This is a genomic window from Taklimakanibacter deserti, assembly GCA_003574785.1.
Genome location: QORU01000012.1, coordinates 187923 through 204610, shown reverse-complemented (window position 1 = coordinate 204610; position 16688 = coordinate 187923). Strand labels below are relative to the sequence as shown.

Below are 16688 nucleotides of genomic sequence, written 5' to 3'. Positions count from 1 at the left end.
AAATCCGCAGGAGACATGCTTATATCACTCTCCTTCCCGTTCGCGGAAAGGGTGAGAGAGGCGGGCCTCAGCCCGCTTTGGCGCGCAATCTGGCCAGAAGCTCAGGCGTCACCTCGCCGGTGATCCGCATGCCCGATTGCAATTCGAACAGGCGAATGGAGTTCCGCATCCGGCTTCCCATGGTCCCGTTGGTCTCGCCGACATCGAAGCCGAGCCGGCTCAGGAGCGCCTGGGCCTCCTGGACCGGATTGCCATTGTCGAAGCTCAGCGTTGCCGCGCCGATCACGGGCATGTCGGTCGCCGGTGCCGCGACGGGGCGGTCCTGCCATTCGGGATTGGTGATCGCCACGATATTGGCCTTGTCGCTATCGCGCTTGGGCGTCCATTGGGCGAGCCTGGACCTGACCTCGGCAGTCACCCCCCGGGGCAAAGTGCTTTCCAGCGTCTTCGCTTTGGCCGCGGCATCGTGATCGTTCTGCCGGGCGGCAAGGCTGTACCAGAACAAGGCCTCGCCCAGATTCTGGCCGACGCCGAGGCCGCGCTCATAGAGCAGGGCGATATTGAACTGGCTGTCCTTGAGATTATGGGCCGCCGCTTCCGCGAACCAGCGCGCCGCCCTCTCATAGTCGACCTTGACCTTCTGGCCATTGGCGAGCAGCACCGCCGCATTATGCATGGCGCGGACATTGCCGGCCCCTGCCGCACGCTCATACCATTGGCGCGCCTTGTCCGGATCGGCCGTAACGCCGGTGCCGCGCTCGAGAAGCGCGCCCAGGCGATATTGCGCCGGCGCCAGGCCCTTCGCGGCCGCAACGCCGTACCAGCGCGCCGCGGCCTTGTAGTCCTGGGGCACGTTCCTGCCTTCGGCGAAGCGCGAAGCCACGACGAAAGCCGCCGCGGGATCGCCATCCAATGCCGCTTGCCGCAAGCTCTCCGAGCCGATGCCCGAAGGCAGCGCCTCGGCGTCGTTGATCGCGACCTCGCCGAACACGGTGCTGACGCCGCCGCCCGGAAGCGAGCTTGCGTAATTGCCACTGCCGAAAATGGCATCGGACTTGGCGAGAACCGTGCCGAGCGAGGAAGCAATCGACTTGCTCACGCCCTCGAGCGTGCTGGAGCTGCCCGGCGACGGCTGCTTGTCCTCCACTTGCGGCGGCGGCGCGTCGGCGGGCTTCTTGAAGTAATTGTTGTAGGCCAAGGCCGAGACTGCGGCCAAAAGTGCGATGGCAAGCACGATGAGCCGGCGGCGCTTGCCGCGCAGGTCCTGTTTGCCTTCGACTGCGGCCAGCGCGATGCCGGCCGCTTGCACCGGTTTTTCCCTCTTACGGAAGCGCAAGGAGAAGCGTGACCGCCCTTTCGGCGCCTGGTTGGCAGCGGCCTTCTGGCGGCCGAGGAAGCCCGAGGCCGAGGGACCCGGCGCTTGCTGAGCGGCGGCCTGCGCGGCTCGGCGCGCCGCGGCAATGAGCTCGCTCTGGACCGCCGGCGCTACCGGCTCAACCGGCGGCGGTGAGGGCGGATCGAGCGGCCGATAGGGATCAGGGCCGACCTCGCTGCGCAGATCAGGCCAGCTTTGCTCGTCTTCCCGAACGGGTGGTACTTTCGGATCCGCAGCGAGCTCAGCTTCGACTTCAGCCACAGCTTGCGGTTCGCCGCGCAGCTGCTCGAGCTCGGTCAGCTTGTTGACGATCTGCTCCAGCGTCTCATGAACCGCGCCCAAGGTCTCCTGATTGCGCCGGTCGGCTGTCTCGTAATTGGTCCTGACCGTTTCGAGGGCATTTTCGAGCGCCTGTAACTCCGGCGACGGCCCGATGCCCGGTCCCTTGGCCGGCCAGTCCTGCATGAGGCGGCTCGCCATGCGATTGGCGGCGTCCTCGGCCATGTCGCGCGCCCAGCCGCGGCTCTGCTCCATGCTCTGATAGAGCTGATGGATCGATTGTTCGAGGGTCGCGATGTGCTGGAGCTGCTGCTCGGTATTGGCGAGACGGTCGGAGAGGCCGGCAAATTCACGCTCGACGCCGGCCCGGGCCTGCGGCGCATGATCCTGGCGCATCGATTGGGCGATCCGATTGTCGAGCTCGAAGACGCGCTGCTCGAGATCGGCGATCTGATTGCCGACATGATCGCCGCGGCCCTGCTCGAGCCATTTGGTGATCTCGGTCAGGCGCCGGTCGAGATCGGCGAGCGGACGCAGGTCGGGCCCTTGCGCGACGCGCGCCGAAAGCTGCTCGATCACGACGCGCAGCGATCGCAAATCATGCTCGGAAGCCGCTTCCGCCTTGAGGTCGTCGACCCGCTGGCCAAGGCTCTCCACCTCGGCGCTGAGGCGGCCGAGCTCATGCGGCGCTTGCGCTGCCTTGAGGAAGTCCTCCATGCGGTCTTCGAAATCGCGCAGATCCTTCTGGGCCTGCTGCACCGCCTGGGCCTGGGCGCGCTGTGCCGAAGCTTCCGAGGCCTGCTTCACCGAATCGATGCGCGTCATGAGCTTGCCGAATTCGCCCTGGACGAGCTTGCGGAGATCCTCCTTGATCCCCTCCTCCTTGTCGGTCATGCGGCCGGCGAGATCGGCGATGCGGCTCTCGATGCGGGCGATGAGCGGCGCATTGGACAGGAGCCGATCACTGTCGATAGGCGCGCTCGCCGCATAGGCGACATCGTTCAGGCGATCCTGCACCGACTTCAGCGTGTCGCGCGTCTTGCGCTCGCTCACCTCGATATGATCGACGATGTTGCGCACCGCGGTCTCGAGCGAGCGGTAGCCCGGAACATCTTCAGGATTGCGGGGAAAGCCCTCGACGCCCTTGGTGAACTTGTCGCCGAGCGTTTCGATGCGCTCGCCGAACTGGGCGAAATTCTCCGCCGCCTGGCGTTCGGAGGCTTCGACCCGGGCCAGGATATCGCCGAGCGATTGCTCCGGGGCAGGACGGCTCTTCTCGTAATGGCGCCCGGCCGTCGTATCCTGGTCGCGCCTTGCCATGCGGGTGAGCTGCTCGGACAGATGATCGAGCTTGCTCTGGATGTCGAGCATGGCATTAGGGGCTCGGGGCTTCTTCGGCGGCTCGACCTCGTCGGCCTGCTCGCGGATGACCGTGTTCAGCCATTCGCCCAAGGTCATGCCTGAGCGTCGCGCGGCATGCTTGGCAGCCTCGCGGGCCTCGCTGTCGATGCCCTTTACGCTCCACGGAATACCCGGCTTCATACCCGCTCTAACCTTCCAGGCCCCTCGCGACCCTGATGCGGATGGCGACCTCTAATTCGCCCTAAAGGTTAACGTTTTGGGTAAAAATTCCGTTAAGGGGCCGCCATTCCTTCGCCCTTTTTGACCGTTAGCCATGCGATACCCCAATGGCAGCTTTGCCATCTGTCCATAATTTAAGCAGGCTAGGGGTTATGAATCGCTGCGATCGTCCTATATAGTAGGACGCGACGGCAATCGCCCCTGAGGGCATAAAAAACGAACGGAGAGCAAAAATGGCTCAATCGACGGTTGCTGACCGGTCGAATCGGGATCGAACCTATTCCATAACGGAACTTTGCCGAGAATTCGATGTAACGCCCCGAACGTTACGGTTTTACGAACAAAAGGGCTTGCTCCACCCTGATCGGCGCGGCTGGACCCGGCTGTTCAGCTATCGCGACCGTGCGCGGTTGCAGCTTATCCTGCGCGGCAAGAAGGTCGGCTTCTCGCTGGAAGAGATCAAGGAAATGCTCGATCTCTACAATCTGCGGGACGGACAGCTCACCCAGCTCAGGGTATCGTCGACAAAATTCCGTGAACGCCTCGAGGCCCTGCGCAAGCAGCGGCTCGAGCTCGAGGACGCGATCAGCGATCTCGAAAAGACGATCACGGTCGTCGATGGCATGCTGAAGGAACGCGAAGCGGCAGAAAGCGCGCCTCGGCGTGCGGCCAATGCCGAATGATGCGGGAGCGATAGAACCTTCCCGCATTCTGGGCTTCAGCGGCGGCTCGCTCGATCGGGCCGCCGCTTTTCGTCATGATGCAAATTGGATCGCGGCGCGGCGTGCCGACCCCAAGGCGCGATTGCTGCGCCTCAATGGCGACAAGGCCCGCATCATCGCCAACCAGCTCCATTTCGAGGAAGCGGTCGATGCCGAAGCCGTCTTCCTCGGCCTCGACGTTGAGGGCAACGTCATCTTTGCCGGCGAGGCGGCTCTGCCGTTGGAGGACGCGCGGGACCTCAGAAGCCTTGCCATCGAAGGCCAGCTCGCGGCGCAAGATCTGGCGACCCTCGCCCAGGCGCGCTCGCTGCTGCACTGGCATCAACGTCACCGTTTCTGCGCCAATTGCGGACATGAGACCGAGATGAAGGATGGCGGCTATCGCCGCCACTGCCCCCATTGCACCGCCGATCACTTTCCGCGCACCGATCCCGTCGCCATCATCGTGGTGCGCTCGGGCGATAATTTCCTGCTCGGCCGCCAGGCCAGCTGGGCCCCCGGCCGCTATTCGGCGCTCGCCGGCTTCATCGAGCCCGGCGAAACGATCGAGGAAGCCGCGCGCCGGGAGGTGCTGGAGGAATCCGGTATTCGCGTCGGCCCCATAACCTATGTGGCGAGCCAGCCCTGGCCCTACCCTTCGAGCCTGATGATCGGGCTCATCGGCGAAGCGCTCAACCAGGACATCGTCATCGACAAGACCGAGCTCGAAGATGCGCGCTGGTTCAGCCGCGCCGAGGTCCGCCTGATGTTCGACGAGCGCCACCCGCAGGGCCTCGGCGTGCCGCCGCCGATGGCCATCGCCCACAAGATCCTGGAAACCGCGGTTACTTGGCCGTGAACCCCGCCATGCGCCGGGCGATCTCGGCGCGATAGGGGCTCGCCTTGTAGACGCCGAGCACGCGCAGATGCGAGGTGAAGAATTCGAGCTCCTCGAGCGCCAGCCTGACATTGCGCTCGGAAGGATGACCTTCGACATCGGCATAGAACTGCGTCGCGGCGAACTGCCCTTCCAGCTGGTAGGATTCGAGCTTCGTCATATTGACGCCATTGGTGGCGAAGCCGCCCATCGCCTTGTAGAGCGCCGCCGGGACGTTGCGCACCCGGAAGACGAAGCTGGTGACGACCGGCGCGTCCTCGGGCTCGGCATCATGCGGGTCGGCCGAGAGCACGATGAAGCGCGTGGTGTTGTGCTCCTCGTCCTCGATATTCTCCTTGAGGATATCGAGGCCATAGATTTCGCCCGCGAGCCTCGTGGCGATCGCCGCCCGCGTCTTGTCCTTGACCTCGGCGAGCTCGCGTGCAGCACCCGCCGTATCGGCGGCGACAACGGGCTTGAGCTTCATCTCGCGGATCGCCTTGCGGCACTGGCCCAAGGCATGGATATGGCTATGCACCGTCTTGAGACCTTGAAGCGATGCACCGGGCACCATCAGCAGCTGGTGATGAACGCGCAGGAAATGCTCGCCGACGATATAGAGATTCGATGCCGGCAAGAGATGATGGATATCGGCGACGCGCCCCGCCACCGAATTGTCGATGGGGATCATGGCGAGATCGACCTCGCGCTCCTTGACCGCGGCAAAGGCGTCTTCGAACGTGCCCATGGCCGTGGGCTCGTGGCCGGGATAGGCTTCGCGGCAGGCAATATGCGAATTGGCGCCGGGCTCGCCCTGATAGGCGATTTTCGCTGTCATTCTAGAATTGTCCCCTCAAATCAAAAGCGGCTCGCCTTCAGCATCTGGCGCGCCGCCTCGAGATCGGCCGGAGTATCGACACCCAGAGGCACCGAGTCAACGCGCACCACCGCGATCGTCATGCCGTTGTCGAGGGCGCGCATCTGCTCGAGACGGCGCTCGCTCTCGCGCTCGCTCACCGGGAGCTTCACGAAACGCTCGAGCGCCTCGCGGCGGAAGGCGTAGATGCCGATGTGATGCCAGAAACGGGGCCCGAGATCGGCGGCGGGCCGGCGCTGGAAATCGCGCGCGAAAGCGACCTCGCGCTCATCGCTCAAGGGCGCGATCGCCTTGACGATATTGGGATTGGCGACATCGGCATCATCGGTAATGGGCGCGGCAATGGTCGAGATGTCGACGCCCTCATTGACGAGCCCACCCAGGCAGCGCTGCACGTCGAGCGGCTCGACCGTCGGGAGGTCGCCCTGCAGATTAACGATGAAGCGGAAGCGCCGTTCGGGATCGCGCAAGGAAAGTGCCGCCCAGACGCGATCCGAACCCGAAGCGAGGCCGGGCTCGGTGACGATGGCATCGCCGCCATGCGCCTTGATCGCCCGCGCGATCTCCATTTCAGCGCAAGCGACGAGGACCTGACCGACATTGGCCTCGACCGCGCGCTTCCACACATGCACGATCATGGGAAGGCCGTGGATGTCGGCGAGCGGCTTGCCGGGAAGCCTGGTCGAGGCCATCCGGGCGGGGATAACGACGATGGTATTCTGGTGCTCGATCATGGGGTTAAGAGAGGGCGCGGCAAATTGACAGGCGACCTTTATCGTATTGCGGGCCATTCGAGAAACAATTAGTTTCCGCGGGCCACGCAGAGAAAATTGAGGGAACCGGTCATCCGGCCTACCAAATATGGATAGTTTCGTATTCAATAAATTCGCCGGCGCATTTCTCGGGACGGCGCTTGTGGTGTTCGGGCTCGGCGAGCTCAAGAACATCATTTATCACGCCGAAACCCCTGAAAAACCGGGTTTTATCATCGAAGTCGCCGAGGCGGCCACCGGCGAGGCCGCCGGCGGTGGCGAAACGGCCAAGGAATCGCTGGGCACCCTCCTCGCCAAGGCCGATCCCGCCAAGGGCCAGGCCCAGGCCAAGGCCTGCCTTGCCTGCCATGTCTTCGAAAAGGGCGGCGCCAACAAGACGGGCCCCGATCTGTGGGACGTGGTCGACCGCCCGATCGCCTCGCATGAGGGCTTCGCCTATTCCGACGACATGAAATCGCATTCCGGCGACAAATGGACTTTTGAGAATCTCAACACGTTCATCACCAATCCGAAAGGATTCGTGCCCAAGACCAAGATGACTTTCGGCGGGATCAAGCGCGACCAGGCGCGTGCCGACCTTCTCGCCTATCTGCGCACCCTGTCGGACAGTCCGAAGCCTTTGCCGGCACCATAATTGGCTGAATCCATTGACTTATTCAAAAGGGCCGGCACAAAAGCCGGTCCTTTGCGTTTGCGTCTGAGTCTGCAGAAAACCGCAAATCTCACAAAGATTTAACCGACCGGCGCACGCTCCGATGTTTTGCATTCCGGCTTGGAATGCGTATCTTTGGGTCAAGTAAATCAAAGGAGAGCCCTGAGCGATGATCCTTACCCGCCGCAGCCTCATCAAAACCGTCTCTCTCCTGGGGCTCGGATCGCTTTCCTGCATCAAGGTGCTCTCCGTCGAACGGGCAAAGGCTGATGACCGGGTGTTCAGTCACGGTAATAACATCTATGGCGAACTCAAATACCCGCCCGACTTCAAGCATTTCGACTATGTGAATCCGAACGCCCCGAAAGGCGGCAGACTGAGGCTCGGCACTGTCGGATCCTTCGACACCTTCAACCCTTTCATCATCAAGGGCGACCCCGCCGCTTATGCCGGGACCGTGTTCGAGACCCTGACCGCTCAGAGCTTCGATGAAGTGGCCTCGGCCTATGGCCTTATCGCCGAGAGCACCTATCATCCCGAGGATGATTCCTATGTCGCGTTTCGCCTGCGCCCCGAGGCGCGCTGGCAGGACGGTAAGCCCATCACGGTCGAAGACGTCATCTACGGCTTCACATTCCTGAAAGAAAACAATCCGCAATACCAATTTTACTATCGGAACGTCATCAAGGTCGAAAAGACCGGCGACAATGAGGTCACTTTCGCCTTCGACAGCAAAGGCAATCGCGAACTGCCCGGCATCATGGGACAGGCCATGGTGATCCCAAAACATTATTGGGAGGGCACGAATGCTTCCGGCAAGAAGCGGAATATCGCCGAGACGACGCTCGAGCCGCCGCTCGGCTCCGGCCCCTATCGCATCAAGAGCTTCAAGGCCGGACAATCGATCATCTTCGAACGGGTCAAGGACTATTGGGGCGAGAAGCTGCCGGTCAATGTCGGCCAGGACAATTTCGACGAGATCGAGCTCATTTATTTCCGCGACCGCAACATTATTTTCCAAGCCTTCAAGGGCGACCAGCTCGATGTCAGGCTCGGCACCGGCACCAAGGAATGGGAAACCCAGTATGATTTTCCCGCGGTGAAGAAGGGCAATGTCATCAAGAAGATCTTCACGACCAAGGATGCCGAGCAGATGCAGGGCTTCGTCTTCAATACGAGACGGGCCAAGTTCGCCGATCCCAGGGTACGCCACGCCTTCAATCTCGCCTATGACTTCGAAGGCCGCATGCGCGTGCTCTCCTTCGGCGACTACAACAAGCGCACCCAGAGCTACTTCCAGAATTCCGAGCTCGCCGCCACCGGCCTGCCGCAGGGCCGCGAGCTCGAGATCCTCAGCCTGTTCAAGGACCAGCTCCCGGGGGAAGTGTTCACGACCGAATACGTCAACCCCGTCAACGGCACGCCCCAGAATATTCGCGCCAATTTGCGCAAAGCGGTGGAGCTTCTCAAGGAAGCGGGGTGGTCGATCAAGAACGGGGCGCTTACCAATGATGCGACCGGCGAGCGGATGACCATGGAATTCCTGCTCGACGATCCGGCTTTCGAGGACATGAACCTCGCCTACAAGCCGAGCCTCGAGCGCCTCGGCATCGCCGTCACCATCCGCACGGTCGATTCGGCGCAATATCAAAATCGCATTCGTGACTTCGATTTCGACGTGATCACCTCCGTCTTCGCGCAGAGCCTGTCGCCCGGCAATGAGCAGCGCGAGTATTGGGGAACACTGGCCGCCGACCAGAAGGGCAGCCGCAATGTGATCGGCATCAAGAATCCGGTGGTCGACAAGATCATCGATCTCATCATCTTCGCCACCAACCGCGACGAGCTCATCGCCGCCACCAAGGCGCTCGACCGTGTTCTCCTGTGGAATTACTACATGGTGCCCGATTTCTACCGGGCCGAGCAATTCCTGCCCTACTGGAACCGCTTCGGCTATCCCGAGCCCAACCCGCCCTATGCCCTCGGCTTCCCGATGCTCTGGTGGTGGGATGAGGAAAAAGCCAAGAAGACGGCGGCCAATAAATGAGATACGTGCTGCCCGCCAGCCTGGCGCTCGTCTTTCTCATCTCCACAGCTTCGGCCGAGCCGCGGCATGGTCTCTCGGCCTTCGGCGATCTCAAATATCCGCCCGATTTCAAGCATTTCGACTATGTGAATCCAGACGCGCCGAAGGGCGGGCGACTAGCGAGCCGCGGGATCCTGGCGATCGACGCCTTTGACAGCTTCAACGGCTATATTCTCAGAGGCAATCCGGCGCAGAATTATCAGTTGATGTTTGACACTCTGATGGTACGCGCCAATGACGAACCGGACGCCGTCTATGGGCTGGTCGCCAAGAGCGCCGATCTGGCCCCAGACAAGAAGAGCGTCACCTTCCAATTGCGCGAGGAAGCTCGCTTCTCCGACGGCAGCAAACTCACGGGCGACGATGTGTGCGACAGCTTTCGCCTCATCTCGACCGAAGGGCACGAACGCCTGCGCGTTCTCATCCGCGATGTGGAGAAATGTGAAGTGCTTTCGCCCTATGAAGTGCGCTACACTTTCAAGGGAGAGAATACGCGGGACCTGCCACTGACCGTCGCGGCGGATCTGCCCATCCTGTCCAAGGCCTACTACGCCACACATGATTTCACCAAGTCGACATTAACGCCGCCCTTGGGCTCGGGGCCGTATAAGATCGGTCGTTTCAGGGAAGGCCAATATGTCTCCTATCTGAGGCGTGCCGACTACTGGGCTGCCGATCTTCCCGTCAACAAGGGCCGCTGGAATTTCGACGAGATTCGGATGGAGTATTTCAAGGATCGCACCGCCGCCGTCGAGGCCTTGAAATCCGGAATTCTCGATCTGCACGAGGAATTCACCTCGCGTGACTGGGCCACCGCCTACAACATCAAATCGGTAGCCGAAGGCCGTCTGATCAAGGAGGTGCTGCCGGACAAGTCGCCCTCGAGCGCGCAAGGGCTCTATATCAATCTGAGGCGCGAGAAATTCCAGGACATAAGGGTGCGCAAGGCGCTCGACCTTGCCTTCGACTTCGAGTGGACCAATGCCAATCTCTTCTATCGCTCCTATGACCGCACCGTGAGCTTCTTCGAGAACTCGCCGCTGAAGGCAGAGGGCAAGCCATCGGAAGAGGAGCTCAAGATCCTCGAGCCGTTCCGGAAGGATCTGCGGCCGGAAGTCTTCGATGAGGTCTATGTCCCACCGGTCTCGGATGGATCGGGCCAGGACCGCAAGCTCCTGCGGCAGGCAGCCCAGCTTCTCGCCGAAGCCGGCTGGAAGCGCCAGGGCACGCAACTGGTGAACGCCAAGGGCGAGAAATTCACCATGGAATTCCTGATCGACGATCCGACCAGCGAGAGGATCCTCGCTCCCTATGTGAAGAATCTGCGGCTGCTCGGCATCGACGCCGTTATGCGCAACATAGACCCCGCTCAACATGAGCAACGGGTGAAAGAATTCGATTTCGACACCGAGATCGCCCGGATTTCGGGTGACGCGACGCCCGGTGTCGGGCTCAGAGGCCTGCTCGGCTCGCAATCGGCCAAGGCAACCGGCAGCTTCAATCTCTCCGGCATCGCGCTCCCCGTCATCGATGCGCTGATCGAAAAGATGATCGCCGCCAAGTCGCGCGAGGAGCTTCTGTTCACCGGCCGGGCTCTCGACCGGGTGCTCAGGGCCGAGCACATATGGGTGCCGAATTGGTACAAGGCCAGCCACTGGATCGTGCGCTGGGACATCTTCGAAAGGCCCAAAATTCAACCCGATTATGACTCAGGCTCCCTGGATGACACAGGCATCCTGGACACTTGGTGGACCAACGCCGAGAAGGCGAAGACCCTGAAGCGCGGCAACTAGGACGGCACATATATGGGCGCTTATATCGCAAAACGTCTGCTTCTCATGATTCCGACGCTGCTCGGCATGATGATACTGACCTTTGCCATCGTCCAGTTCGTGCCGGGCGGGCCGATCGAGCGCATCATCTCGAAGATCCAGGGCACCGCCGTCGATGCGACGGCGAGGATCGGCGGCGGCCAGGGCGGCGATGCCGGGCGTGGGGCGGATCCCGGCGCCTTTGGCAGCAATTCGCTGGCCGTCAAATATCGCGGCGCCCAGGGCCTAGATCCCGAATTCATCAAGAAGCTCGAAGTCCAGTTCGGTTTCGACAAGCCGCCGGTCGAACGCTTCCTGCTGATGATGAAGAACTATCTCACCTTCAATTTCGGCGACAGCTATTTCCGCGACAAGCCCGTTCTCGACCTGATGATCGAGAAGATGCCGGTATCGATCTCGCTTGGGCTTTGGCTGCTCCTGATCACCAACTTCGTTTCCATTCCCTTGGGCATCCGCAAGGCGGTCAAGGACGGCACTCATTTCGACATCTGGACCTCGACGGTCATCATTGTCGGATACGCCATACCGGGGTTCATCCTCGCCATCCTTCTGATCGTGCTGTTTGCCGGCGGCAGCTACTTCTCCGTTTTCCCGCTGCGCGGCCTGACTTCCGATAATTTCGCGGATCTCTCTTTCTTCGGCAAAATGATGGACTATGCCTGGCATCTGGTGCTGCCTTTGATCGCCATGGGGATCGGCGGCTTCGCGACCACGACACTCCTCACCAAGAACTCCTTCCTCGATGAGATCCGCAAGCAATATGTCATCACCGCCCGGGCCAAGGGGCTGACCGAGCGGCGCGTGCTCTACGGTCATGTCTTCCGTAATGCGATGCTGCTCGTCATCGCGGGATTTCCGGGCGCCTTTCTCGGTGCTTTCTTCACCGGTTCGCTCCTCATCGAGAATATCTTCTCTCTCGACGGCCTGGGCCTCCTCACCTATACCGCCGCCCTCAACCGCGACTACCCGGTGTTTTTCGCCAATGTATATATCGCCGGGCTGGTCGGACTTTTCGTGGCGCTGATCAGCGATCTCATCTACACATTCGTCGATCCCCGGATCGATTTCGAGTCCCGAGACCTCTAATTCATGGCTCTCATCAAGCTCTCCGGACTGAATGAACGGCGCTGGCACCTGTTTCGGGTGAACAAGCGCGGTTTTTGGTCGTTCTGGATCTTCTTTGTCCTGTTCGTGATCAGCGTCTTCGCGCCCGTCATCGCCAATGATCGTCCCATCGTCGCCTCCTACAAGGGCGAGCTCCTCTTCCCCTTCCTCAACGACTATCCGGAGGAGAAATTCGGTGGCTTCCTCGCCCTGACCGATTTCCGCGATCCCTTCATCCAGGACGAGATCAAGGCCAATGGCTGGATGGTCTGGCCGCCAATCCGCTACTCCTACGCCTCGGTCAACAACGAGCTGCCGACGCCGGCGCCCTCGAAACCCGCCTTCGGCATGAGCTGGGACGAGGCCTGCGCCAAATATCCGCTGAAGACGGAGGACCCCAATTGCATCGCCGGCAATCTGAACTGGCTGGGCACTGACGACCAGGGGCGCGATGTGGTGGCGCGGCTCATCTACGGCTTCCGCATATCGGTGTTCTTCGGCCTGATCCTGGCTGTGCTGTCCTCCGTCATCGGCGTCGCCGCAGGCGCCGTGCAGGGCTATCTCGGCGGCTGGACCGACCTCCTGTTCCAGCGCTTCATCGACATCTGGACGTCGATCCCGACACTCTATCTGCTCATCATCCTTTCGGCCTTCATCACCCCGACTTTCTGGCTCCTGCTCTTCATCCTTGTCCTGTTCTCCTGGACGCAATTGGTCGGGCTCGTGCGGGCCGAGTTCCTCAGGGGGCGCAATCTCGAATATGTCAGGGCGGCCCGGGCGCTCGGCCTGACCAACACGAAGATCATGTTCAAGCATCTTCTGCCCAATGCGCTCATCTCGACCGTCACCTTCATGCCCTTCATCGTCGCCGCCTCGGTCACGGCATTGGCTGGGCTCGACTATCTGGGCTTCGGCCTGCCGCCCGGGTCGCCCTCGCTGGGCGAGCTCTTGAGCCAGGGCCAGCAGAATCTTCAGGCGCCATGGCTCGGAATCACGGGCTTCCTCGTCCTCGCCATCATGCTGTCGCTCCTCGTCTTCATCGGCGAGGCGGTGCGCGATGCCCTCGATCCGCGAAAGACTTTCGGATGAGCGAAGCCCCGCTTCTCACGGTCAAGGATCTGTCCGTCGCCTTCACGCAAGGCAAGAACACCAACCTGGCGGTGGATCACGTCTCCTTCTCGATCGGCCAAGGCGAAACCTTGGCGCTGGTCGGCGAATCGGGTTCGGGGAAATCCGTCTCGGCGCTCTCGATCCTGAAGCTCCTGCCCTACCCTTCGGCCTCCCATCCTTCGGGTGAGATCCGCTTCAAGGGCCAGGAGCTGCTGCACGCCGACGAGAACACCTTGCGTAAGGTGCGCGGCAACGACATCACGATGATCTTCCAGGAGCCGATGACCTCGCTCAACCCGTTGCATACGGTCGAGCGGCAGATCGGTGAGATCCTCGAAATCCATCAGAGGCTGTCCGGAGCGGCGCGGCGCAAGCGCATCATCGACCTCCTGACCAAGGTCGGCATCCGCAATCCCGAAACGCGGCTCCAGGATTTCCCGCACCAGCTGTCGGGCGGCCAGCGCCAGAGGGTAATGATCGCCATGGCGCTTGCCAACAATCCCGATCTCCTGATCGCGGACGAGCCGACGACGGCGCTCGATGTGACGGTGCAGGCGCAAGTCCTGAAGCTCTTGAAGGATCTGCAGGCCGAAACAAACATGGCGCTGCTCCTCATCACCCATGATCTCGGCATCGTGCAGCACATGGCTGACAAGGTCTGCATCATGCAGCGCGGGAAGATCGTGGAAGCGGGCGAAACCGAGAAGGTCTTCAGCAATCCCCAGCATGCCTATACCAAGATGCTGCTGGCGGCCGAGCCCAAGGGCAAGCCGCCCCGGTCGGACGAGACCGCGCCCGTCGTCGTCAAGGCCGAAAAGCTCAAGGTGTGGTTCCCGATCAAGCGCGGCTTCTTCCGGCGGGTCGTCGGGCATATCAAGGCCGTCGACGGCGTCGATGTCACGGTCAGGGCTGGACAGACGCTCGGCATCGTCGGGGAATCGGGTTCGGGCAAGACCACGCTCGGCCTGTCGCTTTTGCGGCTGATCGCCTCGCAAGGTCCGATCGCCTATGCCGGAACCAGGATCGACGGCTTCAATGCCGGCGCCATGCGTCCCCTGCGCAAGGAGATGCAGATCGTGTTCCAGGACCCCTATGGCTCACTGTCACCGCGCCTGTCGGTCCGGCAGATCGTCGAAGAGGGCCTGATCGTCCAGGACAAAGCCTTCACCGCCAGGCAGCGCCGCGAGCGCGTCGCCAAGGCCTTGACCGAGGTCGGCCTCGATCCCTCGACCATGGAGCGCTATCCGCACGAATTCTCCGGCGGCCAGCGCCAGCGCATAGCGATCGCCCGCGCCTTGGCGCTGGAGCCCAGATTCGTCGTCCTCGACGAGCCGACGAGCGCGCTCGACATGTCGGTCCAGGCGCAGATCGTCGATCTGCTGCGCCAGATCCAGCAGGACCACAATCTCGCTTATCTGTTCATCAGCCACGATCTCAGGGTGGTGCGGGCGCTGGCCAACGAGGTCATCGTCATGCGCGACGGACTTGCGGTCGAGCATGGCGCCACGGCGGAGATTTTCGACGCGCCGAAAACCGACTATACAAAAGCCCTCATTGCCGCGGCGCTGCATCTGCGCACGGCGCCCGCCGATGTCGTCAAGCAATAATCATGGCCCTGCTCTATCTCCTCAACAACTGGGACGCCAATCTGTGGGCCGACGCCATGCGCCGGCAGGCGCCCGATCTCGATGTCCGCGTCTGGCCGAAGGAAACCGGCCGGATCGAGGACATCACCTATGCCGTCGCCTGGCTGCCGCCCGCCAATGTGCTGAAGAGCCTGCCCAATCTGAAGGTGATCTTCTCGCTGGGAGCGGGCGTCGATGCCATATTGAAGGACCCGACGCTGCCGGAAAGCGTGCCGATCGCCCGCGTCATCGACCCCGACCTCACCATGCGGATGAGCGAATATGTGGTGATGAACGTGCTCATGCATCACCGCCAGCAGCGGCGCATGGAGGAGAACCAGCGCAACCGGATCTGGGACTGCTTCCCGACCCATGCCGCCTCGGCCCTGACCGTCGGCATCATGGGGCTCGGCGTCATGGGCACCGATTCCGCCCGCAAGCTCAGCCTGATGGGCTTCAAGGTCGTGGGCTGGAGCCGGACGCGCAAGACCATTCCGGGCATAGAATGTTTTGCCGGCGCTCCGGAATTCGATTCGTTCCTGAAACGAACGGATATTCTCGTGTGCCTCCTGCCGCATACGCCGGAAACCACCGGCATCATCAACCGCGACGTCATCGCCAAGCTGTCGCGCCGGGGCCCGCTCGGCGGACCGGTGCTGATCAATGCCGGGCGCGGCAAGCAGCAGGTCGAAAGCGATATACTGGCCGCCCTCGATGCGGGCGAGCTCCATGCCGCGAGCCTCGATGTGTTCGAGACCGAGCCCCTGCCGCAAGACAGTCCGTTCTGGAACCACCCTAAGGTCTGGGTCACGCCGCATGCCGCGGCCGATTCCGATCCCGACACGATTTCCGCCTATGTGCTCGGCCAGATCCGGCGGCATCAGAAGGGCCTGCCGGTCGAGAACATCATCGACCGCGAGCGGGGATACTAAGTGGCCGCCCATTGAGGCGGCCATCCAGACTCATATAAGCCGCCTGATCGAGGTGATCGGGCTGTTGCGCCGGGCGATGCGCTCGACCGCGACATTCAAGGGCTCATGCGTCACCTGCATGAAATAGGCATTGGCGTGCAGCAGCATCCGCGCATCGGTCATGACGCCGACATGTCCGTCCCAGAAGACGAGATCGCCGCGCTCGAGCGTGCCCAGATCGTCTTTCGGCAAAGCGCGGCCGAGGTCCTTCTCCTGCATGTCGGCATCGCGCGGGCAAGCGTGGCCTGCCGCCTCGAGCGCGAGCTGTACCAGCCCTGAGCAATCGATTCCGAGCACCGACTTGCCGCCCCACAGATAGGGCACATGCAGATGGGCTTCCGCCACGGCGACGAAATCCGGCTCGCTCTCGGACAAGGGCTTGAGATGACGGGCGACGACGAAGCGGCCATTGTCGAGATGGGCAAATCGCTCATCACCACCGACAACGCAGACCCTCGCATTGAGGGTCACGGTCACGACCGGCTGCGATTTGATGTCGGGTGCGGGGAACATGAAGGTCGAGGGAACGGCAATGCGATGGGTCGGCGCGTCATTGGGGACGGCGAGATCGTCTTGCGCCGCATAGCCGACATAACCGTCGCTCTCGAGCTGCAGCCACGCCCAGCCTTCTCGGGCGTCGAAGACGCGCACGCGCTCGCCCATCAAGCCTTGCGTGTCGAGGCGGGCATCGAAGCGCGGTTCGCCGTAGAGCGACAGAAGCGGCGCCGCCACCTCGCGGACCTCGCCTTCGACCAGTCGCGCGCTCTCTGCGGCCTTGCCCAGGCGGGCATCGGCAATGTCGGGACGGATGGCATGAAGACGCGGATCGAAGCTGTTCATGGGAA

Annotated in this window: 13 protein-coding genes; 9 read left to right on the top strand and 4 right to left on the bottom strand. The window is 62.0% G+C overall.

Going from position 1 to position 16688, the window contains the following annotated elements; all coding sequences use genetic code 11:
- Nucleotides 1-67: 67 nt before the first annotated feature.
- The gene (locus DS839_RS24775; protein ID WP_119273162.1) at nucleotides 68-3196 is read right to left on the bottom strand and encodes a peptidoglycan-binding protein; all 3129 of its coding nucleotides are present in this window, start codon (nucleotides 3194-3196) and stop codon (nucleotides 68-70) included.
- A 272-nt stretch (nucleotides 3197-3468) separates the two neighbouring features.
- Here DS839_RS24775 and DS839_RS24770 point away from each other — a divergent pair, with 272 nt between their 5' ends.
- Both DS839_RS24770 and nudC read left to right on the top strand, forming a co-directional pair.
- Nucleotides 3469-3918 carry a MerR family transcriptional regulator gene (locus DS839_RS24770; protein WP_119273161.1) on the top strand — a complete coding sequence of 150 codons (450 nt, stop codon included), beginning with the start codon at nucleotides 3469-3471 and terminating at the stop codon, nucleotides 3916-3918.
- Entirely contained in the window at nucleotides 3908-4795 is an 888-nt protein-coding gene (gene nudC / locus DS839_RS24765; RefSeq protein WP_119273160.1) for an NAD(+) diphosphatase, read from the top strand. Before DS839_RS24770 ends, nudC begins: the two co-directional genes overlap by 11 nt.
- Here the strand turns inward: nudC and DS839_RS24760 are convergent.
- Together DS839_RS24760 and DS839_RS24755 are read right to left on the bottom strand one after the other, a co-directional pair.
- Nucleotides 4782-5651 (bottom strand): prephenate dehydratase, encoded by an 870-nt coding sequence (locus DS839_RS24760; protein ID WP_119273159.1) that lies wholly within the window; start codon nucleotides 5649-5651, stop codon nucleotides 4782-4784. The two genes, nudC and DS839_RS24760, sit on opposite strands and share 14 nt — an antisense overlap.
- A gap of 20 nt (nucleotides 5652-5671) precedes the next feature.
- Nucleotides 5672-6424 (bottom strand): 3-deoxy-manno-octulosonate cytidylyltransferase, encoded by a 753-nt coding sequence (locus tag DS839_RS24755; protein WP_119273266.1) that lies wholly within the window; start codon nucleotides 6422-6424, stop codon nucleotides 5672-5674.
- Between the two features lie 127 nt (nucleotides 6425-6551).
- Here DS839_RS24755 and DS839_RS24750 point away from each other — a divergent pair, with 127 nt between their 5' ends.
- The 7 genes from DS839_RS24750 (at nucleotide 6552) to DS839_RS24720 (ending at nucleotide 15804) form a co-directional block, all read left to right on the top strand.
- Nucleotides 6552-7097: a c-type cytochrome gene (locus DS839_RS24750; protein ID WP_119273158.1), complete on the top strand. Its 546-nt coding sequence runs from the start codon at nucleotides 6552-6554 to the stop codon at nucleotides 7095-7097.
- A gap of 187 nt (nucleotides 7098-7284) precedes the next feature.
- Nucleotides 7285-9162 (top strand): extracellular solute-binding protein, encoded by a 1878-nt coding sequence (locus DS839_RS24745; protein ID WP_119273157.1) that lies wholly within the window; start codon nucleotides 7285-7287, stop codon nucleotides 9160-9162.
- The gene (locus tag DS839_RS24740) at nucleotides 9159-10994 is read left to right on the top strand and encodes an extracellular solute-binding protein (RefSeq protein WP_119273156.1); all 1836 of its coding nucleotides are present in this window, start codon (nucleotides 9159-9161) and stop codon (nucleotides 10992-10994) included. The genes DS839_RS24745 and DS839_RS24740 overlap by 4 nt, the downstream gene beginning before the upstream one ends.
- Before the next feature lie 12 nt (nucleotides 10995-11006).
- Entirely contained in the window at nucleotides 11007-12119 is a 1113-nt protein-coding gene (locus tag DS839_RS24735; RefSeq protein ID WP_119273155.1) for a microcin C ABC transporter permease YejB, read from the top strand.
- A 3-nt stretch (nucleotides 12120-12122) separates the two neighbouring features.
- On the top strand, nucleotides 12123-13226 hold the full coding sequence (locus DS839_RS24730; protein WP_119273154.1) for an ABC transporter permease: 1104 nt from the start codon (nucleotides 12123-12125) through the stop codon (nucleotides 13224-13226).
- Complete coding sequence (locus DS839_RS24725) at nucleotides 13223-14854, top strand: ABC transporter ATP-binding protein (RefSeq protein ID WP_119273153.1); 1632 nt, start codon at nucleotides 13223-13225, stop codon at nucleotides 14852-14854. Before DS839_RS24730 ends, DS839_RS24725 begins: the two co-directional genes overlap by 4 nt.
- Nucleotides 14855-14856: 2 nt before the next feature.
- A complete protein-coding gene (locus DS839_RS24720) occupies nucleotides 14857-15804 on the top strand; it encodes a 2-hydroxyacid dehydrogenase (RefSeq protein ID WP_119273152.1) in 948 nt (315 codons plus the stop codon).
- A gap of 30 nt (nucleotides 15805-15834) precedes the next feature.
- Here DS839_RS24720 and DS839_RS24715 read toward each other — a convergent pair whose 3' ends face one another.
- Nucleotides 15835-16683, bottom strand: a complete 849-nt coding sequence (locus DS839_RS24715; RefSeq protein WP_119273151.1) for a C40 family peptidase — start codon at nucleotides 16681-16683, stop codon at nucleotides 15835-15837.
- Between the last annotated feature and the right edge of the window lie 5 nt (nucleotides 16684-16688).